This window comes from Streptomyces capitiformicae, from assembly GCF_002214185.1.
In the GTDB taxonomy this organism is placed as follows: Bacteria; Actinomycetota; Actinomycetes; order Streptomycetales; family Streptomycetaceae; genus Streptomyces; species Streptomyces capitiformicae.
This window is the reverse complement of record NZ_CP022161.1, coordinates 7,495,883-7,516,008: the sequence shown is the minus strand read 5'-3', so window position 1 is coordinate 7,516,008 and position 20,126 is coordinate 7,495,883. Positions and strand designations below refer to the sequence as shown.

At 67.7% G+C, this 20,126-nt stretch carries 20 protein-coding genes and 4 tRNA genes; 19 read left to right on the top strand and 5 right to left on the bottom strand.

The features are described from left to right. Nucleotides 1-96: 96 nt before the first annotated feature. Nucleotides 97-363 (top strand): GlsB/YeaQ/YmgE family stress response membrane protein, encoded by a 267-nt coding sequence (locus tag CES90_RS33660; protein WP_189782186.1) that lies wholly within the window; start codon nt 97-99, stop codon nt 361-363. Nucleotides 364-452: 89 nt separating this feature from the next. Here the strand turns inward: CES90_RS33660 and CES90_RS33655 are convergent, their stop codons facing one another. After that, entirely contained in the window at nt 453-941 is a 489-nt protein-coding gene (locus CES90_RS33655; protein ID WP_189782187.1) for a YajQ family cyclic di-GMP-binding protein, read from the bottom strand. Between the two features lie 246 nt (nt 942-1,187). Between CES90_RS33655 and CES90_RS33650 the strand changes: the two genes are divergently transcribed. Together CES90_RS33650 and CES90_RS50190 are read left to right on the top strand one after the other, a co-directional pair. Beyond that, nucleotides 1,188-1,269, top strand: a tRNA-Tyr gene (locus CES90_RS33650). A gap of 136 nt (nt 1,270-1,405) precedes the next feature. After that, nucleotides 1,406-1,612 carry a hypothetical protein gene (locus CES90_RS50190; RefSeq protein WP_229913717.1) on the top strand — a complete coding sequence of 69 codons (207 nt, stop codon included), beginning with the start codon at nt 1,406-1,408 and terminating at the stop codon, nt 1,610-1,612. A 22-nt stretch (nt 1,613-1,634) separates the two neighbouring features. Here CES90_RS50190 and CES90_RS33645 read toward each other — a convergent pair whose 3' ends face one another. Further along, nucleotides 1,635-2,291, bottom strand: a complete 657-nt coding sequence (locus CES90_RS33645; protein WP_189782188.1) for an SDR family oxidoreductase — start codon at nt 2,289-2,291, stop codon at nt 1,635-1,637. Nucleotides 2,292-2,430: 139 nt separating this feature from the next. Between CES90_RS33645 and CES90_RS33640 the strand changes: the two genes are divergently transcribed. After that, complete coding sequence (locus CES90_RS33640; RefSeq protein ID WP_229913718.1) at nt 2,431-3,222, top strand: hypothetical protein; 792 nt, start codon at nt 2,431-2,433, stop codon at nt 3,220-3,222. 533 nt (nt 3,223-3,755) lie between these two features. Here the strand turns inward: CES90_RS33640 and CES90_RS33635 are convergent. Beyond that, nucleotides 3,756-5,027 carry an amidohydrolase family protein gene (locus CES90_RS33635; protein WP_189782189.1) on the bottom strand — a complete coding sequence of 424 codons (1,272 nt, stop codon included), beginning with the start codon at nt 5,025-5,027 and terminating at the stop codon, nt 3,756-3,758. A gap of 298 nt (nt 5,028-5,325) precedes the next feature. Between CES90_RS33635 and CES90_RS33630 the strand changes: the two genes are divergently transcribed. From CES90_RS33630 to CES90_RS33605, 6 genes are all read left to right on the top strand, one after another. Next, nucleotides 5,326-5,398: transfer RNA gene (locus CES90_RS33630), tRNA-Thr, on the top strand. A gap of 46 nt (nt 5,399-5,444) precedes the next feature. Further along, nucleotides 5,445-5,517: transfer RNA gene (locus CES90_RS33625), tRNA-Met, on the top strand. 90 nt (nt 5,518-5,607) lie between these two features. Then, nucleotides 5,608-5,772 (top strand): 50S ribosomal protein L33, encoded by a 165-nt coding sequence (rpmG, locus tag CES90_RS33620; protein ID WP_003948671.1) that lies wholly within the window; start codon nt 5,608-5,610, stop codon nt 5,770-5,772. 97 nt (nt 5,773-5,869) lie between these two features. Continuing rightward, nucleotides 5,870-6,322: a MaoC family dehydratase N-terminal domain-containing protein gene (locus CES90_RS33615; protein ID WP_189782190.1), complete on the top strand. Its 453-nt coding sequence runs from the start codon at nt 5,870-5,872 to the stop codon at nt 6,320-6,322. Between the two features lie 7 nt (nt 6,323-6,329). After that, nucleotides 6,330-6,758: a MaoC family dehydratase gene (locus tag CES90_RS33610; RefSeq protein WP_189782191.1), complete on the top strand. Its 429-nt coding sequence runs from the start codon at nt 6,330-6,332 to the stop codon at nt 6,756-6,758. Nucleotides 6,759-6,945: 187 nt separating this feature from the next. Beyond that, nucleotides 6,946-8,001, top strand: coding sequence for a UDP-N-acetylmuramate dehydrogenase (locus tag CES90_RS33605; protein WP_189782192.1), 1,056 nt, complete (start codon nt 6,946-6,948; stop codon nt 7,999-8,001). A 166-nt stretch (nt 8,002-8,167) separates the two neighbouring features. Here the strand turns inward: CES90_RS33605 and CES90_RS33600 are convergent, their stop codons facing one another. Together CES90_RS33600 and CES90_RS33595 are read right to left on the bottom strand one after the other, a co-directional pair. Continuing rightward, a complete protein-coding gene (locus CES90_RS33600; protein WP_189782193.1) occupies nt 8,168-9,202 on the bottom strand; it encodes an adenosine deaminase in 1,035 nt (344 codons plus the stop codon). A gap of 129 nt (nt 9,203-9,331) precedes the next feature. After that, complete coding sequence (locus CES90_RS33595) at nt 9,332-10,558, bottom strand: pyridoxal phosphate-dependent aminotransferase (RefSeq protein WP_189782194.1); 1,227 nt, start codon at nt 10,556-10,558, stop codon at nt 9,332-9,334. 251 nt (nt 10,559-10,809) lie between these two features. Here CES90_RS33595 and CES90_RS33590 point away from each other — a divergent pair. The 9 genes from CES90_RS33590 to rpoB all read left to right on the top strand — a co-directional run bounded on the left by CES90_RS33590 (nt 10,810) and on the right by rpoB (nt 20,061). Continuing rightward, nucleotides 10,810-10,882 (top strand) — tRNA-Trp (locus CES90_RS33590). A 118-nt stretch (nt 10,883-11,000) separates the two neighbouring features. Further along, nucleotides 11,001-11,288 carry a preprotein translocase subunit SecE gene (gene secE, locus CES90_RS33585; protein ID WP_149825937.1) on the top strand — a complete coding sequence of 96 codons (288 nt, stop codon included), beginning with the start codon at nt 11,001-11,003 and terminating at the stop codon, nt 11,286-11,288. Nucleotides 11,289-11,364: 76 nt separating this feature from the next. Then, nucleotides 11,365-12,186 (top strand): transcription termination/antitermination protein NusG, encoded by an 822-nt coding sequence (gene nusG / locus CES90_RS33580; RefSeq protein ID WP_189782195.1) that lies wholly within the window; start codon nt 11,365-11,367, stop codon nt 12,184-12,186. Between the two features lie 173 nt (nt 12,187-12,359). Then, nucleotides 12,360-12,794: a 50S ribosomal protein L11 gene (gene rplK / locus CES90_RS33575; RefSeq protein WP_028805116.1), complete on the top strand. Its 435-nt coding sequence runs from the start codon at nt 12,360-12,362 to the stop codon at nt 12,792-12,794. Between the two features lie 81 nt (nt 12,795-12,875). Then, complete coding sequence (rplA, locus tag CES90_RS33570) at nt 12,876-13,601, top strand: 50S ribosomal protein L1 (RefSeq protein WP_189782196.1); 726 nt, start codon at nt 12,876-12,878, stop codon at nt 13,599-13,601. A gap of 183 nt (nt 13,602-13,784) precedes the next feature. Next, the gene (locus tag CES90_RS33565; protein WP_189782197.1) at nt 13,785-14,657 is read left to right on the top strand and encodes a hypothetical protein; all 873 of its coding nucleotides are present in this window, start codon (nt 13,785-13,787) and stop codon (nt 14,655-14,657) included. A 288-nt stretch (nt 14,658-14,945) separates the two neighbouring features. Then, complete coding sequence (gene rplJ / locus CES90_RS33560; RefSeq protein WP_189782198.1) at nt 14,946-15,476, top strand: 50S ribosomal protein L10; 531 nt, start codon at nt 14,946-14,948, stop codon at nt 15,474-15,476. Nucleotides 15,477-15,585: 109 nt separating this feature from the next. Further along, nucleotides 15,586-15,969 carry a 50S ribosomal protein L7/L12 gene (rplL, locus tag CES90_RS33555; RefSeq protein WP_189782410.1) on the top strand — a complete coding sequence of 128 codons (384 nt, stop codon included), beginning with the start codon at nt 15,586-15,588 and terminating at the stop codon, nt 15,967-15,969. A gap of 606 nt (nt 15,970-16,575) precedes the next feature. After that, nucleotides 16,576-20,061, top strand: coding sequence for a DNA-directed RNA polymerase subunit beta (rpoB, locus tag CES90_RS33550; protein WP_189782199.1), 3,486 nt, complete (start codon nt 16,576-16,578; stop codon nt 20,059-20,061). The last annotated feature ends 65 nt before the right edge of the window (nt 20,062-20,126 follow it).

Below are 20,126 nucleotides of genomic sequence, written 5' to 3'. Positions count from 1 at the left end.
ACCGACAGACATCACCGAGCGTCATCCAGAACAACACGTGACGGAGACAACAGGCCGGCACAGCACAGGTACAGCACGAAAGGGCAGGTTCACGGCATGAGCATCATCGGCTGGATCGTTCTGGGACTGTTGGCCGGCGCCATCGCCAAGTTCCTGCTGCCGGGCCGGGACCCAGGCGGCTTCATCGGCACGACTCTCATTGGTGTCGCAGGGGCCTTCATCGGCGGCTGGATCTCCGCCCGCTGGCTGGATCACCCCATCACCAAGGACTTCTACGACGGCGCGACCTGGGCGGCCGCGATAGGCGGCTCCCTGGTCCTGCTGATCGTCTACCGCCTGCTGTTCGGCCACTCCCGCAACTGACCGCGCACGCCACCACCCGAATCCGCAGCCGACAGGCGAGAAGGGCGGACACCTCGGCCGGAGCCGGGGCCCACCCTTCTCCCCGGCGATTACCGGTAGTTGACGAACTGCACCGCGAAGTCGAAGTCCTTGCCCTTGAGGAGGGCGATCACGGCCTGCAGGTCGTCGCGGCTCTTGGAGCTGACGCGGAGCTCGTCGCCCTGGACCTGGGCCTTGACGCCCTTCGGACCCTCGTCGCGAATGATCTTCGCCACCTTCTTGGCGTTCTCCTGGGAGATGCCTTCCTGGATCGACGCGAAGATCTTGTACTCCTTGCCGGACAGCTGGGGCTCACCCGCGTCCAGCGCCTTCAGGGAGATCCCGCGCTTGATCAGCTTGGACTGGAAGACGTCGAGGATGGCCTTTACCCGGTCCTCGGAGTTCGCCTCCATCAGGATCTTCTCGCCGGACCACGAGATCGAGGCGCCGACGCCCTTGAAGTCGTAGCGCTGGGAGATCTCCTTGGCGGCCTGGTTGAGGGCGTTGTCGACCTCCTGCCGCTCGACCTTCGAGACGATGTCGAAACTGGAGTCGGCCATGTCCTGTGGCTCCTTGTATCGGGGTATCGGGGGGCGTGTCGGGACCATCGGATGCGTGTCGGCGCGCGCGGAAGACGACCGCCGAGCCCGGACTCAGGTCCCGGGCCGCATCCGGACAAGCCTAGCCACCCCGTCCCCTCCGAGTACTGATCAATCAGGTGGCGAAGCACCCCCGAGCATCAGGTATCGTTTACGTCGTCGCCACGGAGCACCGCAGAAAAGCGGTTCGAAGGGCGGCAAATCCCAGGCGGTGTGCCCGAGTGGCCAATGGGAGCGGACTGTAAATCCGTCGGCTTAGCCTACCCAGGTTCGAATCCTGGCGCCGCCACGTGGAGGGAAGCCCCTTCTGGACTGCGAGAGCAGTGTGGAAGGGGCTTCTTCATATACGGCTTCGTACATGGCGAGTGCGGCGATACCGGGAATCGGTCGACCGTGAGGCACACCGCACAGGTCACACTGACCCCATGTCACCGCGTCGCAGGAACTGCCCCGAGTGCCGTCGTGAGATCGCCGTCGTGGCAGGGCGGTTCGCGCGGCACGATCCGCCGGGAGCGAGCGGAGGGCTCGTGTCATGCCCCGGTTCGCGCAGACCGGCGCAGATGGGGGAGGCCCAGCCGCCACTCGACGGGTACGTCGTCCCCGACTTTCCCGGTCAGCTCCCCCTCTTCTGAGCCTCCTGACCGGACTGGGCCGTCAGTTCCCGGCCACCGACTTCACCGCCACCCCGACCGGCGTCGAGCCGCTGATCACTTCCAACGTCAGCCCGGCCGTGGCGGGGGTGTCCAGCAGTTCGGCGAGGACAGCCGCCACGTCGGCGCGGGGGATCGGGCCGCGCCCCGTGGAAGCCTCCAGGCGCACGAGACCGGTGCCGGCGTCGTCCGTGAGCATTCCGGGCCGCAGGATCGTCCAGTCCAGGGCGTCCAGGCCCTGCACATACGCGTCCGCCTCGCCCTTCGCCCGCAGATACGCGTCGAAGACCTCGTTGCCCTCGTGCTTCGGGTTCGCGCCCATCGACGACACGACCAGATGGCGTCGTACACCCGTGCGTACCGCCGCGTTCGCGAACAGGACCGCGGCGCCACGGTCCACCGTGTCCTTGCGGGCCGCCCCGCTGCCCGGACCGGCGCCCGCCGCGAACACGGCGGCGTCCGCGCCCTGCAGATGCGCGGCGACCTCCTCGACCGAGGCCGACTCCAGATCGCACAGCACCGGCTCGGCACCGGCCGCGCGCAGATCGTCGGCTTGTTCGGAGCGGCGGATGATACCCGCGACCTCGTACCCGCGCGCGGCGAGCAGTCGCTCCAACCGCAGCGCGATCTGACCATGGCCTCCAGCGATGACAATGCGCATGTTTCCGACCGTACGCCCGAACGGGCTCCTTCGCCGCGCAACGGTCCGCACGCCGCGCAACCTTCGGGAGGCCCCACAGGTCTCACCCATGTTCGCCGTTCCGGCGAGCGCGGAGACACAGGGGGGACGCGTCACCGTCATGCACACATCAGTCGTACGTACGTCGAAAGCGCGCGCATCCGCCGCCGGGGCACCTGTCATCCGTCGCACCGTCACCGGAGTGGGCTGTGCCGCCGCCGTGCTCGTCACGGTGGCCGCGTGCGGCACGGTCCAGAACCTCACCGCGGGCCAGAAGGTGGACAACGCCGTCGAGCGGCTCGGCGAACAGAAGTCCCTGGCCTTCGGACTGCGACTCGACGCCGACCCGGACGACCTCACCGCGCTGGCGGGCGAGGAGAGCGAGGAAGTGCCGCCTGAGATGGCGGAGTTCTTCACCGGCCTGCGCGTCGACGTGTCTGTCAAGTCCAGGAAGGCGCTGGCCGATTCGGGCGAGAAGGACATCGTCGGCGTCGGCATGAAGGTCTCGGGCGACGACGGCGCGCTCATCGAGTACCGGGTCGTCGGCGACTACACGTACTACCGCGCCGACATGGAAGCCATGGGCGAGGCGATGGGCGTGCCCTTCCCCACGGCCGACGAACTCGACGAACTCCCGGAGAACGAGCAGGACGTCCTGCGCCCCTCCCGGAAGGCGAGTGGGTCAAAATCGCCACCTCCGAACTGGAAGACGCCAGCGGGGACTCCGGCTCGGCCGATTCCGGCGAACTCGACGCGAAGGCCCAGAAGAAGATCCTCGACGCCGTACGCGGCGTCGTCGCCCGCGAGCTCACCTTCAAGACCAAGGAGGGCAAGGACGGCACCGAGGTCATCACCGCCAAGGCCAACTTCCGCGACCTCCTCACGGGCGTCTTCGACAAGCTCCAGCCCCTGAAGGACGACCTCCCGCCGGGCGCCGAACTCCCCACCGCCAAGGACCTGAAGGACGCCCCGAACAGGAAGGTCGCGGTCGACTTCACCCTCAAGAACGGCGACCTGACCCAGATCGAGACCGACCTCGCCGTCCTCGCCGACGACCCGAAGGGCGCCAAGGCCCCCCTGATCCTCACCTTCGACAAGGCCGCCGACGTCAGCGCCCCCAAGGACGCCACCGAAATCCCGGTCGACGAGTTCGGCGACCCCTTGACCGGCGGCATGCTGGGCGTCTGACCCCCGGGCCGGGCGAGGGCGGGCTGCGCAACTCGGCACCACGAGGCGCCGCCGCGCCCACCCGTGCCGCCCACTGCCCGCAGCTACGGCGGTGGGCCAGTCGCGAGACGGCGGAAGGGGCCGTGCCGGTACGTCATGCCCGTCGCGTGGAGCGGCCCAGAGAACCTCAGCCCATCAACCCCGAGCAGTAGGGCAGCAAGCGGCGGCCAAACGTACCGGCACGGCCCCGACCCCAACGAAACCCCACGGGCCCCGCCGCTATGAGGGCTCCCCCCGCCCCTGCCGAGGCAAATCCCGCCCCCAGATCACTCCCGACCCACAAAACTCCCGCACCGCGCTCGTCCGCGCCACCACACGCCCCCCATGCACCACAACCCGGCTGTACGCCAGAGACAGGACCCCCGCCAACCGATCCCCCCGCACGGCGAGCAGCTCAGCCGGAAACCCCGCCTCCACCCGCACCTCCGGCAACCCGAGCGCCGCCCGAGCCGCACCGCTCACCGCGTCGTACGCCTCCTCAACCCGCACCCCATACCGCGACGCCAGCAAATACGCCGCCTCCAGCGGATCCCCCCGCCCCACCGGATTGGACACATCCCGCAACGCCCCGCTACCCGCCGCAACCCGCACCCCGGCCGCCCGCAACAGCCGTACGGGCGCGGTCCCCCGGCGATCCATTGCGCCGCACCCACCCTGAGGCAGACACACGACACCGACCCCGGCCGCCGCGAGCTGATCCGCGGCCCGGGACGCGACCTGGGCCGGCAACCGCCCGAGCCCACCGCACGGCCCGAGCGTGACACCGCCCCGCAACCCACCCGCCATCGCAGCCAGCCGAGCGAGCCGAGCCGGATCACCACCATCGGTGTGCAGATCCACCGGACATCCGTGCTCGGAGGCGATGCCCAGCACAGCCTCGACATACCCGGTGGGATCGGGATCCAGATCCGGACAGCCCCCCACCACCGAGGCCCCCATCTTCACCGCGTCCCGCAGCATGGCCAGCCCGTCCGCCCCGGCCACCCCGGTCAGCACCCGAGGCATCGCCACCGCCGTCAGCTCCACGAGCCCTCGCAACGCCCGCTGAGCCTCGAGCACCGCCGTCAACGCCTCCAGCCCCTGTACATCACCCACGTGGACATGCGAGCGCAGCGCGGTGGCACCGTGCCCGAGCTGGAGCAGCGCGGCCTCGGTGACCCGCCGCTGGACGTCCTGACCGTCGTACGAGACGGGTCCTTCGACATCGGCCGACAGCGCCGTGTCACCGTGGGCGTGCGGCTCCACAGGAGCCGGCAGGAGCAGATGCCCGCCGAGATCCACACGGGTGACCGGCATCCCGGACGCGACCGTTCCGCCCGTCCCCAGACTGCCCGCCGTGCCGACCGCCTCGATACGTCCGCCGCCCAGTCGTACGTCCACGGCCCGGCCGTCGGTGAGCCGCGCACCGCACAGCAGAAGGGCGCCCGCATCGTGCGGCCCGAAGGGCGGGCCGGACGACGAATGGGACGGCTGCGGCTGACTGTCGGGCATCGCGCTCCTGGCTCGACGACGGCGGCACGGTGAGATTGAGGGACTGAGTGAGGGACACAAGATCACGCAGAGTGAGTCGAGCCTAGGCGGGTCGAACGCCCTCATCACGCAGGAGCGCAATAGTCGTACCGGTGCGGTTCACCTGGCCGGTGGCCGCGGGGAAAGCCGGGAACGGTGGCGCATGGGGCCTGCGGAGCCCCGGTGAACAGAGCGGAGAACGCGCACGGACTGCTCCGGCTGGAGGCCGGGAAACGGATTTGGGCGAACGGCGGTGGGCCGTGTAATGTCTTCATCGCTCGCCCCAATAGCTCAGTCGGCAGAGCGTCTCCATGGTAAGGAGAAGGTCTACGGTTCGATTCCGTATTGGGGCTCTGGTGTGAAAGGTTCCCGCCGCAAGGCGGGGCCCGATCGCATCACAGCGGTGTAGCTCAGTCGGTAGAGCAAGCGGCTCATAATCGCTGTGTCACCGGTTCAAGTCCGGTCACCGCTACTGACAGTAGCCGATTGCGGGGTCGGTCCTTCGATCGGCTACTCTTTCTTGCGTTAAACCAATCCCATCCGTTCGTCAAGGAGCACTCACGTGGCTGCCACCGACGTCCGCCCGAAGATCACGCTGGCCTGCGTGGAGTGCAAGGAGCGGAACTACATCACCAAGAAGAACCGGCGTAACAACCCGGACCGTCTTGAGATGAAGAAGCACTGCCCGCGTTGCAACGCGCACACCGCGCACCGCGAGACGCGATAAATCAGGCTCGTACGCGAGGCCGTCCCCGAGTGATCGGGGGCGGCCTCGCGTCGTTACACCGACCAGTACCGGTCAGTAGAGCAGGAGGTGCCGAGCCATGGCGCTCGACCAGTCCTTCGTGGGGCGGTCCTACCCGCCCACCGACCCCTACGAGGTCGGCCGGGAGAAGATCCGCGAATTCGCGGAAGCCGTGGGGGACGCCAACCCGGCATACACGGACCCCGACGCCGCCAAGGCGCTCGGCTACCCCGATGTGATCGCCCCGCCGACCTTCGTGTTCTCGATCACCTTCAAGGCCGCGGGCGTCGTCGTCTCGGACCCTCAACTGGGCCTCGACTACAGCCGCGTGGTGCACGGCGACCAGAAGTTCGCGTACACGCGCCCGGTGCGCGCCGGTGACCGGCTCACGGTCACCTCGACGATCGAGGCGATCAAGTCCCTGGCGGGCAACGACATCCTGGACGTCCGCGGCGAGGTCCACGACGAGGCGGGCGAGCACGTCGTCACGGCCTGGACCAAGCTCGTGGCCCGTGCGGCAGAGGGGGCGTGAGAAACCGATGACCGCGAAGATCTCTTACGACGCCGTCGAGGTCGGCACGGAACTGCCGGCCCAGACCTTCGGCGTGACCCGTGCCACGCTCGTTCAGTACGCGGGTGCCTCCGGCGACTTCAACCCGATCCACTGGAACGAGAAGTTCGCCAAGGAGGTCGGTCTCCCCGACGTCATCGCGCACGGCATGTTCACCATGGCCGAGGCGATCCGCGTCGTCACCGACTGGGTCGGCGACCCGGGCGCGGTCGTCGAGTACGGCGTCCGCTTCACCAAGCCGGTCGTCGTCCCCAACGACGACCAGGGCGCCACCATCGAGGTCACGGCCAAGGTCGGCGCCAAGCTCGACGACAACACCGTCCGCGTCGACCTCACGGCGATGAGCGCCGGTCAGAAGGTGCTGGGCATGTCGCGAGCGGTCGTACGACTGGCCTGAGCCGCACCGGGCGAGGGGCGAGGTGCGCGGGTGTAAGGGGCGTTCTCCATTGTGGGGCGCTCCTTACGCGCGCTGGGCCCCCGGCCTGGACAACGGGACTGGCCGTGGCGGAGTTCCAGGGCCGAGGTGCGGGGCGGAGTTCCAGGGCGGCCCTTCGCCGGCATGGCCGTCTCGTAGTCTTGAGCCCGTGCAGGAACTCCACGACGCCCCCCTCGCCCCGTTGACCACCTTCCGGCTGGGCGGGCCCGCGCGGCGGCTGATCACCGCCACCACCGACGACGAGGTGATCGCCGCCGTCCGCGAGGCCGATGACACCGGTACACCCCTGCTGCTGATCGGCGGTGGCTCGAACCTGGTCATCGGTGACAAGGGCTTCGCCGGAACCGCGCTGGTCATCGCGACCAAGGGGTACTCGCTCGACGGCACGAGGCTGGAGCTGGCCGCCGGCGAGGTGTGGACCGACGCCGTCGCCCGTACCGTCGAGGCCGGCCTCGCGGGCATCGAATGCCTCGCCGGAATCCCCGGCTCCGCCGGCGCGACACCGATCCAGAACGTCGGCGCGTACGGCCAGGAGGTCGCCTCCACCATCACCGAGGTCGTCGCCTACGACCGCCGCACCCACGAGACGGTCACCGTCCCGAACGCGGAGTGCGCCTTCTCGTACCGCCACAGTCGCTTCAAGGACGACCCCGAGCGATACGTCGTCCTGCGCGTCCGGTTCGAACTGGAGGACGCGGACGGGCTGTCGGGGCCCATCAAGTACGCCGAGACGGCCCGTGCGCTGGGCGTCGAGCCCGGTGACCGCGTGCCCCTCGCCGACGCCCGCGAGACCGTCCTCAAGCTGCGCGCCGGGAAGGGCATGGTGCTCGATCCCGAGGACCACGACACCTGGTCCGCCGGGTCGTTCTTCACCAATCCGATCCTCACCGACGAGGAGTACGCCGCGTTTCACGCGCGCGTGCGGGAGCGGCTGGGCGACGACGTCACCCCGCCTGCCTACGCCGCCGGTGACGGCCACACCAAGACCTCCGCGGCCTGGCTGATCGACAAGGCCGGCTTCACCAAGGGCTACGGCACCGGTCCTGCCCGCATCTCCACCAAGCACACCCTGGCCCTTACCAACCGGGGATCGGCCACCACGGAGGATCTGCTCGCACTGGCCCGTGAGGTTGTGGCCGGGGTTCGGGACGCCTTCGGGATCACGTTGGTGAACGAGCCGGTGACGGTGGGTGTGAGTCTGTAGGGAGTTTCCCCCGCCGCCCCTATCCGTCCCGTCCCCAGGGGCTGCCGCCCCGGGTGCGGGGCGACTGACCGCCCCTTCACCTCGCTTCCGCCTTCGAGCTCGGGTGGGTGGGGTGGTGTGGCGAGTGCGGGTTGTGTGTGGTTGCTCGCGCAGTTCCCCGCGCCCCTTACGGGCTGGTGAGCCAGTCGTCTACGCCGGTCAGTAGCTTCTGCCTGGTCTCCTCCGGGGCCGCCGATGCTCGGATCGACTGGCGGGCCAGTTCTGCCAGTTCCTCGTCCGTGAAGGCGTGGTGGTGGCGGGCGATCTCGTACTGGGCCGCGAGGCGGGAGCCGAAGAGGAGGGGGTCGTCGGCGCCCAGGGCCATGGGGACGCCGGCGTCGAACAGGGTGCGCAGGGGGACGTCCTGGGGCTTCTCGTAGACGCCCAGGGCGACGTTGGAGGCCGGGCAGACCTCGCAGGTCACGCCCCGGTCTGCGAGGCGCTTCAGCAGGCGCGGGTCCTCCGCCGCGCGCACTCCGTGCCCGACCCGGTTCGCGTACAGGTCGTCCAGGCAGTCGCGGACCGAGGACGGCCCGGTCAGCTCGCCGCCGTGCGGGGCCGACAGCAGGCCGCCCTCCCGGGCGATCGCGAAGGCCCGGTCGAAGTCCCTGGCCATGCCCCGGCGTTCGTCGTTGGAGAGCCCGAAACCGACGACACCCCGGTCCGCGTACCGCACCGCCAGCCGGGCCAGCGTGCGCGCGTCCAGAGGGTGCTTCATACGGTTCGCGGCGACCAGGACCCGCATGCCCAGTCCGGTTTCCCGCACGGTCGTGTCCACCGCGTCCAGGATGACCTCCAGCGCCGGGATCAGCCCGCCCAGCCGGGGGGCGTACGACGTCGGGTCGACCTGGATCTCCAGCCAGCCCGAGCCGTCCCTCACGTCCTCCTCCGCGGCCTCCCGCACCAGCCGCTGTATGTCCTCGGGCTGCCTGAGGCACGAGCGCGCCGCATCGTACAGCCGCTGGAAACGGAACCAGCCCCGCTCGTCCGTCGCCCGCAGGCTCGGCGGCTCCCCGCTGGTCAGCGCCTCCGTCAGCGCCTCGGGCAGACGCACGCCGTACTTGTCGGCCAGTTCCAGAACGGTCCCCGGGCGCATCGAGCCGGTGAAGTGCAGATGCAGATGGGCCTTCGGCAGCGCAGAGACATCACGTACATGCTCCATTCGAGGATCCTGCCGTACGCCGACGCCGTCCCGGTAGCGGAATCCCTGAACGTGGTCTTGCTCGCACACAGGAACGGGCCCACCTACGAAATTTCGTAGGTGGGCCCGGACGGGGGAGGGAGCGTGACGTCAGTCCGTCGCCTCCGCCAGCAGCTTCTGGATCCGGGAGACGCCCTCGACGAGATCCTCGTCACCCAGCGCGTACGACAGCCGCAGGTAGCCCGGCGTGCCGAACGCCTCGCCGGGTACGACCGCGACCTCGGCCTCCTCCAGGATCAGCGCGGCCAGCTCGACCGTGTCCTGCGGGCGCTTGCCGCGGATCTCCTTGCCGAGCAGGTCCTTGACGGACGGGTAGGCGTAGAACGCGCCCTCGGGCTCCGGGCAGAGGACACCGTCGATCTCGTTGAGCATCCGCACGATGGTCTTGCGGCGCCGGTCGAAGGCCTCGCGCATCTTCGCGACGGCGTCCAGGCCGCCGGAGACGGCGGCGAGGGCCGCCACCTGGGCGACGTTCGACACGTTCGACGTGGCGTGCGACTGCAGGTTCGTCGCGGCCTTCACGACGTCCTTCGGGCCGATGATCCATCCGACCCGCCAGCCGGTCATGGCGTACGTCTTCGCCACACCGTTGACCACGATGCACTTGTCGCGCAGCTCGGGCAGCAGCGCCGGGAGCGACACGGAGGCCGCGTCACCGTAGACCAGGTGCTCGTAGATCTCGTCCGTCATCACCCACAGGCCGTGCTCGACGGCCCAGCGGCCGATCGCCTCGGTCTGGGGCTCCGTGTAGACCGCGCCGGTCGGGTTCGACGGGGAGACGAACAGGACGACCTTCGTCTTCTCCGTGCGGGCCGCCTCCAACTGCTCCACGGAGACCCGGTAGCCGGTCGTCTCGTCCGCGACGACCTCCACCGGGACACCGCCGGCCAGGCGGATCGACTCCGGGTACGTCGTCCAGTACGGAGCCGGGACGATGACCTCGTCGCCCGGGTCGAGGATCGCGGCGAACGCCTCGTAGATGGCCTGCTTGCCGCCGTTGGTGACCAGGATCTGCGAGACGTCGGGCTCGTAGCCGGAGTCGCGCAGGGTCTTCGCGGCGATCGCGGCCTTCAGCTCGGGCAGACCGCCGGCCGGCGTGTAGCGGTGGTACTTCGGGTTCTTGCAGGCCTCGACGGCCGCCTCGACGATGTAGTCCGGAGTCGGGAAGTCGGGCTCACCTGCGCCGAAGCCGATCACCGGACGCCCGGCGGCCTTGAGGGCCTTGGCCTTGGCGTCCACGGCGAGGGTGGCGGACTCGGAGATCGCGCCGACTCGGGCGGAGACCCGGCGCTCGGTGGGAGGGGTTGCAGCGCTCATGGGGCCCATCGTTTCAGACACGAAACCCGGCCGGCACGCGGGTTTCACAGACTGAACAGCGACTGAACAACCGTCCGTGTCCGGGCCCGGCGACGGGCGATCTTCGACCGGCAACGCCCCCAGGGACACTTTCTGTTCGACGTCGGCCGCTGGACCACGTACACTCTCACCTCGTTGGCCTCCACCGGCCGCGCCCACCAGGTGCACACCGAGCACCTCGCCGGATGCGGTACGTTTGTGGAGAACCACAAAGGGTCGTAGCTCAATTGGTAGAGCACTGGTCTCCAAAACCAGCGGTTGGGGGTTCAAGTCCCTCCGGCCCTGCTACACACTCCTCACGCCAGGATGTGTGCGCATGTACGTACAGCAATGTTCCGCCGTGCGGCTCAGACCGGGCGCGGCACGGCCACGACCCGGACCGGACGGAATCAGGTGAGGATGAATGACGGACGCCGTGGGCTCCATCGACACGCCTGATGCCCAGGACGAGGCGCCGGAGGACAAGAAGAAGACCCGCAAGGGCGGCAAGCGTGCCAAGAAGGGCCCGCTGAAGCGTCTCGCGCTCTTCTACCGTCAGATCGTCGCGGAGCTGCGCAAGGTCGTCTGGCCGACCCGCTCCCAGCTCACGACCTACACGACGGTGGTCATCTTCTTCGTCGTCATCATGATCGGTCTCGTGACTGTGATTGACTTCGGACTCGACAAGGCCGCCAAGTACGTCTTCGGCTGAGCCGAAAGCGAAGGGCGCCCTACCCGGCGCCCCTTTCGCGCGTTCCACCCCCATGTATCCAGGAAGAAGCAGCCACGTGTCTGACCCGAACCTGAACGACGCCATCGAGCCGGACAAGTCCGTGGATGATGAGCTCGACATCGTCGAGGGAGCGGACGAGGTCGACGAGTTCGAGGCTGCCGAGGCCGAGGCGGGGGAGCCGGCCGAGGAAGCGGCCGTGCATGTCGAGGACGACGACGAGGCCGCGGCTGACGAGGCCGACGAGGAGGAGGCCGAGCCGGTCGACCCCGTCGAGGCCCTGCGTGAGGAACTGCGGACCCTGCCCGGCGAGTGGTACGTGATCCACACGTACGCCGGTTACGAGAACCGCGTGAAGACCAACCTCGAACAGCGCGCCGTCTCGCTGAACGTCGAGGACTACATCTTCCAGGCCGAGGTGCCGCAGGAAGAGGTCGTCCAGATCAAGAACGGCGACCGCAAGACCATCCGTCAGAACAAGCTCCCCGGCTATGTGCTGGTGCGCATGGACCTGACGAACGAGTCCTGGGGCGTCGTCCGCAACACCCCCGGTGTCACCGGCTTCGTGGGCAACGCCTACGACCCGTACCCGCTGACCCTGGACGAGATCGTCAAGATGCTCGCCCCGGAGGCCGAGGAGAAGGCCGCTCGCGAGGCCGCCGAGGCCGAGGGCAAGCCGGCTCCGGCCCGCAAGGTCGAGGTCCAGGTGCTGGACTTCGAGGTGGGCGACTCGGTCACCGTCACGGACGGTCCGTTCGCCACGCTGCAGGCCACGATCAACGAGATCAACGCCGACTCCAAGAAGGTCAAGGGTCTGGTGGAGATCTTCGGGCGTGAGACGCCGGTCGAGCTTTCCTTCGACCAGATCCAGAAGAACTGAGTTTCTTCGGACCGACCGTACGCTTCCGTCCAGGTCAGGCGAGACCTCCACGTCTTGTCTGACCTGCTCGGTTTTTGGCCGCGCATCTATACCCGTTATCGTTGTGCGGTATGCCTTCATCCGGGACGCGAACCTGGATGGGGCGCACTCGAATCGAAAGGACCCGGAGAGTAATGCCTCCCAAGAAGAAGAAGGTCACGGGGCTCATCAAGCTCCAGATCCAGGCCGGCGCGGCCAACCCGGCTCCGCCGGTCGGCCCGGCGCTGGGTCAGCACGGCGTCAACATCATGGAGTTCTGCAAGGCCTACAACGCCGCGACCGAGTCGCAGCGCGGTTGGGTCATCCCGGTGGAGATCACGGTCTACGAGGACCGTTCCTTCACCTTCATCACCAAGACGCCGCCGGCCGCCAAGATGATCCTCAAGGCCGCGGGCGTGGAGAAGGGCTCCGGCGAGCCGCACAAGACCAAGGTCGCCAAGATCACCGAGGCGCAGGTCCGCGAGATCGCCACCACCAAGATGCCCGACCTCAACGCTAACGACCTGGACGCCGCCGCGAAGATCATCGCCGGTACCGCGCGTTCCATGGGCATCACGGTCGAGGGCTGAACCCCACCTTCGTAGAACCACCGTGGTAGGGCCTGCTCGGCCCGTACACCACGACTCCTTTCAGAACACACAGGAGCAGTTGTGAGCAAGCGCAGCAAGGCTCTCCGCGCTGCGGACGCCAAGATCGACCGGGAGAAGCTGTACGCCCCGCTCGAGGCCGTCCGTCTCGCCAAGGAGACCTCCACGACCAAGTTCGACGGCACCGTCGAGGTCGCCTTCCGTCTGGGTGTCGACCCGCGCAAGGCCGACCAGATGGTCCGTGGCACCGTGAACCTCCCGCACGGCACCGGTAAGACCGCCCGGGTCCTGGTCTTCGCGACCGGTGACCGTGCCGAGGCCGCTCGTGCCGCGGGCGCCGACATCGTCGGCGCCGACGAGCTCATCGACGAGGTGTCGAAGGGCCGTCTGGACTTCGACGCCGTCGTCGCCACCCCGGACCTCATGGGCAAGGTCGGTCGCCTCGGCCGCGTGCTCGGTCCCCGTGGTCTCATGCCGAACCCCAAGACCGGCACCGTGACCCCGGACGTCGTGAAGGCCGTCAACGACATCAAGGGCGGCAAGATCGAGTTCCGCGTCGACAAGCACTCGAACCTGCACTTCATCATCGGCAAGACGTCGTTCGACGACACCAAGCTGGTGGAGAACTACGGCGCGGCCCTGGAGGAGATCCTCCGTCTGAAGCCGTCCGCCGCCAAGGGCCGCTACATCAAGAAGGCCGCCATCAGCACCACGATGGGCCCCGGCATCCCGGTCGACTCCAACCGCACCCGCAACCTCCTCGTCGAGGAGGACCCGGCCGCCGTCTGAGCCCTCCGCTCACCACGCAGCCGCGTCGCGCACGCGTAGTCGAGGACGAGCCCCGCAACCTTTCGAGGTGCGGGGCTCGTCCCTTTTTGACATACAGGCCTTTTGTCATACCGGTGGGCATACGCACGCAAGTGTGCTGCGCTGGTGTGCGGAGGACGGCAATCTCCATGGGGGTGGGGACGAATGACCAGCACGACCAAGTGCCGCCGTACGGTCCTGTCGATCGCGGTGGTGGCCGCGCTGACGGGGGTGGCGGCCTGCGGTTCCTCGGACTCGGGCAAGGAGGGCGGGGGAGACGATCCGTTCGCGGCTCTGAGGCTGGCGGACAAGTCCACGGACGACGCCGACTCGGTGAAGATCGAGTCCACCGGGGACATGGGCGACCTGATGTCCATCAAGGCGGACGGTGAGGTGGACTGGGCCGACGGCCTCCACGGCACGCTGACCATCACGTACACCGGCGGTCAGGCGGCCGACCAGATGAACCAGCTGGGCATCACGTCGACGGAGGCCCGCTACCTGCCCGACGCCTACTACGCGAACATGGGCGACCTGTTCGCCGGGCAGTACGGCGGCAAGCAGTGGATCAGGTACGGGTACGACGATGTCGAGGACATGATCGGCGGGGCCTCCGGCGCGTATGTGAAGGAGCACCTCCAGAGCGTCACGCCGAACCAGTCCGTGCAGCTTCTGCTGGCCTCCGGTGACGTCGAGAAGGTGGGCGAGGAGGAGGTGCGCGGCGAGCAGACCACGCACTACGCGGGCACGGTGAACGTCGCCGACATCCAGGAGCAGAACGCGAACCTCGGCGAAGAGATGCGGGCCGAGCTGGAGGAGCAGCTGAAGGCGTCCGGCATCACCACCGCGGACATCGACCTCTGGATCAACGACGACAACCTGCTGGTCAAGAAGGTGGAGCGGGGCGACACGGCGAACGGCGAGCTGAACTCGACGGTGTACTACAGCGACTACGGCGTCGAGGTCTCCGTCGAGGAGCCGCCGGCGAGCCAGACCGTCGACTACAAGGACCTGATGAACGACCTGCCGACGAGCTGAGGGGCTGCGGCACGGATTTGCTTGACAGGGATGTGGTCCCGTACTCTTCCGGAGAAGCCAAAGACCGCTGGTCGTTGCCGTGCGCTCGCGAGAGGGCGCGGTGGCCGAAGGATCCGCTGAACTGCGGACGACCCGCGCAGGTGACTGTGGAAGTTGCTCCTGGTCCGGTTCCGTTCCCTTACGGAATTCGTCCGGTCGAGCTACGCCCCGTGCGCCTGCGCCGGGGCGTTTCGTTTTGCCAAGCCCCTTCCGAGCGGTCCTCATCACCCGGAAGGAGGCCGACGCTCTATGGCAAGGCCCGACAAGGCTGCCGCGGTGGCCGAGCTCACGGAGCAGTTCCGTAGCTCGAACGCCGCCGTGCTGACCGAGTACCGGGGTCTCACCGTGGCGCAGCTCAAGACGCTGCGTCGTTCGCTCGGTGAGAACGCCCAGTACGCCGTGGTGAAGAACACGCTGACCAAGATTGCGGCCAACGAGGCCGGGATCTCGACGCTCGACGACCTGTTCAACGGTCCGACGGCGGTCGCCTTCATCACCGGTGACCCGGTGGAGTCGGCGAAGGGTCTTCGTGACTTCGCCAAGGACAACCCGAACCTCGTCATCAAGGGCGGTGTCCTTGACGGCAAGGCGATGTCCGCCGACGAGATCAAGAAGCTTGCGGACCTCGAGTCCCGCGAGGTTCTGCTCAGCAAGCTGGCGGGTGCCTTCAAGGGCAAGCAGTCCCAGACTGCTCAGCTCTTCCAGGCGCTTCCCTCGAAGCTCGTCCGCACCGTGGACGCTCTTCGCGCCAAGCAGGCCGAGCAGGGCGGTGCCGAGTAATTCGGCTCGCGAAATGACCGCCGCCGCCTGAGGCGGAGGTCGTAGCGGGCCAACGTACGCCCGCCAGACATGTACATCCGGCACCAGCCGAATTAGTGGAAGGAAAGCCATCGTGGCTCTCACCCAGGACGAACTGCTCGCCGAGTTCGAGTCGATGACCCTCATCCAGCTCTCCGAGTTCGTGAAGGCGTTCGAGGAGAAGTTCGACGTCACCGCCGCCGCCGCGGTCGCCGTTGCCGCTCCGGGTGCCCCGGGCGCCCCCGTCGAGGCCGAGGAGGAGAAGGACGAGTTCGACGTCATCCTCACCGGTGCCGGCGACAAGAAGATCCAGGTCATCAAGGTCGTGCGTGAGCTGACCTCGCTGGGTCTGAAGGAGGCCAAGGACCTCGTGGACGGCGCCCCGAAGCCCGTTCTCGAGAAGGTCGCCAAGGACGCCGCCGAGAAGGCCGCCGAGTCCCTCAAGGGCGCCGGCGCCTCCGTCGAGGTCAAGTAAGACCTTCACGGGTCCGCACGGACTCGCTCGCGGCACGGCTCTGAACACGGGGCTGTAACGCAGACGTACTGAAGGGCGATCACCCATGTGGGTGGTCGCCCTTCGGCGTTCCGGTACGTCGAGCGACGGCTGCCTTGCACTGTCGGTGGCGGCGAGTATGGTGATCTTCACCGTGCCTCCGAACCCCCTGGTGACCGGCCGCGAGTGACGATCGCAGCATCTGGTTCGGGCATGGGGGGCCTTGACGAACTGCACGCAGCGCGCAATTCTCAGGACGCGTCGTCACACGGATCCGAACTCCGAGGCATGGATCGGCGACGAAGAGGGCAGTATCGATGTGCATCAAGGGCGTGGCTTGCCGCAGGTGTTGAGGAACAAAGAGGGTTTCCGAGGGTGTCCGCAAACCCGCACTGGACATCAGTGGGCCAAGTGGCTACACTGACCCTTTGCGCTGCCTGTTAGCTGCCTCCTGCCCGTCACCAGGGGCATGCCCTCGCTCGAGCACAGACGATTGGACCGTCCCCGACCTGGGACTTGTCCTCTCTGCGCCCGGTCGAGGGGGCCGGTACGCGCGTAGTGAGTCCGAGCCCTCGGAAGGACCCCCTCTTGGCCGCCTCGCGCAACGCCTCGACCGCGAATACGAACAACGGCGCCAGCACCGCCCCGCTGCGCATCTCCTTTGCAAAGATCAAGGAGCCTCTCGAGGTTCCGAACCTGCTCGCGCTGCAGACCGAGAGCTTCGACTGGCTGCTCGGCAACACCGCCTGGCAGAGTCGGGTCGAGGAGGCTCTGGAGAACGGACAGGACGTCCCCACCAAGTCCGGCCTGGAGGAGATCTTCGAGGAGATCTCCCCGATCGAGGACTTCTCCGGGTCGATGTCGCTGACCTTCCGCGACCACCGCTTCGAGCCGCCGAAGAACAGCATCGACGAGTGCAAGGAGCGCGACTTCACGTACGCCGCCCCGCTCTTCGTCACGGCCGAGTTCACCAACAACGAGACCGGGGAGATCAAGTCCCAGACGGTCTTCATGGGCGACTTCCCGCTCATGACGGGCAAGGGCACGTTCGTCATCAACGGCACCGAGCGTGTCGTGGTGTCGCAGCTGGTCCGTTCGCCCGGTGTCTACTTCGACTCCTCGATCGACAAGACGTCCGACAAGGACATCTTCTCCGCCAAGATCATCCCGTCCCGGGGCGCCTGGCTGGAGATGGAGATCGACAAGCGCGACATGGTCGGTGTCCGTATCGACCGCAAGCGCAAGCAGTCCGTGACCGTCCTCCTCAAGGCCCTCGGTTGGACGACCGAGCAGATCCTGGAGGAGTTCGGCGAGTACGAGTCCATGCGCGCCACCCTGGAGAAGGACCACACCCAGGGGCAGGACGACGCGCTGCTCGACATCTACCGCAAGCTGCGTCCGGGCGAGCCCCCCACGCGTGAGGCCGCGCAGACGCTCCTCGAGAACCTGTACTTCAACCCCAAGCGCTACGACCTCGCCAAGGTCGGCCGCTACAAGGTCAACAAGAAGCTGGGTGCGGACGCCCCGCTCGACGCGGGCATCCTGACCGTCGAGGACATCATCTCGACGATCAAGTACCTGGTGAAGCTGCACGCGGGCGAGACCGAGACGGTCGGCGACAGCGGCGGCAACATCGTCGTCGAGACCGACGACATCGACCACTTCGGCAACCGTCGTCTGCGCAGCGTCGGCGAGCTCATCCAGAACCAGGTCCGTACGGGTCTGGCGCGTATGGAGCGTGTCGTCCGTGAGCGCATGACGACCCAGGACGTCGAGGCGATCACGCCGCAGACCCTGATCAACATCCGGCCGGTCGTCGCCTCCATCAAGGAGTTCTTCGGCACCAGCCAGCTCTCGCAGTTCATGGACCAGAACAACCCGCTGTCGGGTCTGACGCACAAGCGTCGTCTCTCGGCACTGGGTCCCGGTGGTCTGTCGCGTGAGCGGGCCGGCTTCGAGGTCCGTGACGTGCACCCGTCGCACTACGGCCGTATGTGCCCGATTGAGACCCCCGAAGGTCCGAACATCGGCCTGATCGGTTCGCTCGCCTCCTACGGCCGCGTCAACGCGTTCGGTTTCGTGGAGACGCCGTACCGCAAGGTCGAAGGCGGTCAGGTCACCGACGAGGTGGACTACCTGACGGCCGACGAAGAGGACCGGTTCGTCATCGCGCAGGCCAACGCCACGCTCAACGACGACATGCGGTTCGCCGAGAACCGTGTCCTCGTTCGTCGTCGTGGTGGCGAGGTCGACTACGTCGCCGGTGACGACGTGGACTACATGGACGTCTCGCCGCGCCAGATGGTGTCGGTCGCGACGGCCATGATCCCCTTCCTCGAGCACGACGACGCCAACCGTGCCCTCATGGGCGCGAACATGATGCGTCAGGCCGTGCCGCTGATTAAGTCCGAGTCCCCGCTCGTCGGCACCGGCATGGAGTACCGCTCCGCCGTCGACGCCGGCGACGTGGTCAAGGCCGAGAAGGCGGGTGTGGTCCAGGAGGTCTCTGCGGACTACATCACCACCGCCAACGACGACGGCACGTACATCACGTACCGCCTGGCCAAGTTCGCCCGCTCCAACCAGGGCACCTCGGTCAACCAGAAGGTCATCGTCAACGAGGGCGACCGCATCATCGAGGGCCAGGTCCTCGCCGACGGTCCGGCCACCCAGAACGGTGAGATGGCGCTCGGCAAGAACCTGCTGGTCGCGTTCATGCCGTGGGAGGGTCACAACTACGAGGACGCGATCATCCTGTCGCAGCGCCTCGTCCAGGACGACGTCCTCTCCTCGATCCACATCGAGGAGCACGAGGTCGACGCCCGTGACACCAAGCTCGGCCCCGAGGAGATCACCCGGGACATCCCGAACGTCTCCGAGGAGGTCCTCGCCGACCTCGACGAGCGCGGCATCATCCGTATCGGTGCCGAGGTCATCGCCGGTGACATCCTCGTCGGCAAGGTCACCCCGAAGGGTGAGACCGAGCTGACGCCCGAGGAGCGCCTGCTCCGCGCGATCTTCGGTGAGAAGGCCCGTGAGGTCCGTGACACCTCGCTGAAGGTGCCGCACGGCGAGACCGGCAAGGTCATCGGCGTCCGCGTCTTCGACCGCGAGGAGGGCGACGAGCTTCCCCCCGGTGTCAACCAGCTGGTGCGCGTGTACGTGGCGCAGAAGCGCAAGATCACCGACGGTGACAAGCTCGCCGGCCGTCACGGCAACAAGGGTGTCATCTCCAAGATCCTGCCCATCGAGGACATGCCGTTCCTCGAGGACGGGACCCCGGTCGACATCATCCTCAACCCGCTCGGTGTCCCGTCCCGAATGAACCCGGGACAGGTCCTGGAGATCCACCTCGGCTGGCTCGCCAGCCGCGGCTGGGACGTCTCCGGCCTCGCGGACGAGTGGGCGCAGCGCCTCCAGGCGATCGGCGCCGACTCCGTCGCCCCCGGCACCAACGTCGCGACCCCGGTCTTCGACGGTGCCCGCGAGGACGAGCTGGCCGGTCTGCTCCAGCACACCATCCCGAACCGCGACGGTGAGCGGATGGTGCTCCCCTCCGGCAAGGCGCGCCTGTTCGACGGCCGCTCCGGCGAGCCGTTCCCGGACCCGATCTCGGTCGGGTACATGTACATCCTCAAGCTGCACCACCTGGTCGACGACAAGCTGCACGCCCGCTCGACCGGTCCGTACTCGATGATCACCCAGCAGCCGTTGGGTGGTAAGGCCCAGTTCGGTGGCCAGCGCTTCGGTGAGATGGAGGTGTGGGCGCTGGAGGCTTACGGCGCCGCGTACGCCCTCCAGGAGCTGCTGACCATCAAGTCCGACGACGTCACCGGCCGCGTGAAGGTCTACGAGGCCATCGTCAAGGGCGAGAACATCCCCGAGCCCGGCATCCCCGAGTCCTTCAAGGTGCTCATCAAGGAGATGCAGTCCCTGTGCCTCAACGTGGAGGTGCTGTCCTCGGATGGCATGTCCATCGAGATGCGCGACACCGACGAGGACGTCTTCCGCGCTGCGGAGGAGCTTGGCATCGACCTGTCCCGGCGTGAGCCGAGCAGCGTCGAAGAGGTCTGACGGGAGTTCGGCGGCCTTCGTCATGAAGGCCGCCGGCCCCAGGACCCCCGTATCAGACCCCATGA

Excerpts from the sequence above, each read along its gene's own strand:
- CES90_RS33660 (WP_189782186.1), top strand. The coding sequence starts at position 97 with ATGAGCATCATCGGCTGGATCGTTCTGGGACTGTTGGCCGGCGCCATC.
- CES90_RS33655 (WP_189782187.1), bottom strand. The coding sequence starts at position 941 with ATGGCCGACTCCAGTTTCGACATCGTCTCGAAGGTCGAGCGGCAGGAG.
- CES90_RS50190 (WP_229913717.1), top strand. The coding sequence starts at position 1,406 with ATGTCACCGCGTCGCAGGAACTGCCCCGAGTGCCGTCGTGAGATCGCC.
- CES90_RS33645 (WP_189782188.1), bottom strand. The coding sequence starts at position 2,291 with ATGCGCATTGTCATCGCTGGAGGCCATGGTCAGATCGCGCTGCGGTTG.
- CES90_RS33640 (WP_229913718.1), top strand. The coding sequence starts at position 2,431 with ATGCACACATCAGTCGTACGTACGTCGAAAGCGCGCGCATCCGCCGCC.
- CES90_RS33635 (WP_189782189.1), bottom strand. The coding sequence starts at position 5,027 with ATGCCCGACAGTCAGCCGCAGCCGTCCCATTCGTCGTCCGGCCCGCCC.
- CES90_RS33615 (WP_189782190.1), top strand. The coding sequence starts at position 5,870 with ATGGCGCTCGACCAGTCCTTCGTGGGGCGGTCCTACCCGCCCACCGAC.
- CES90_RS33610 (WP_189782191.1), top strand. The coding sequence starts at position 6,330 with ATGACCGCGAAGATCTCTTACGACGCCGTCGAGGTCGGCACGGAACTG.
- CES90_RS33600 (WP_189782193.1), bottom strand. The coding sequence starts at position 9,202 with ATGGAGCATGTACGTGATGTCTCTGCGCTGCCGAAGGCCCATCTGCAT.
- CES90_RS33595 (WP_189782194.1), bottom strand. The coding sequence starts at position 10,558 with ATGAGCGCTGCAACCCCTCCCACCGAGCGCCGGGTCTCCGCCCGAGTC.
- secE (WP_149825937.1), top strand. The coding sequence starts at position 11,001 with ATGACGGACGCCGTGGGCTCCATCGACACGCCTGATGCCCAGGACGAG.
- rplK (WP_028805116.1), top strand. The coding sequence starts at position 12,360 with ATGCCTCCCAAGAAGAAGAAGGTCACGGGGCTCATCAAGCTCCAGATC.
- CES90_RS33565 (WP_189782197.1), top strand. The coding sequence starts at position 13,785 with ATGACCAGCACGACCAAGTGCCGCCGTACGGTCCTGTCGATCGCGGTG.
- rplJ (WP_189782198.1), top strand. The coding sequence starts at position 14,946 with ATGGCAAGGCCCGACAAGGCTGCCGCGGTGGCCGAGCTCACGGAGCAG.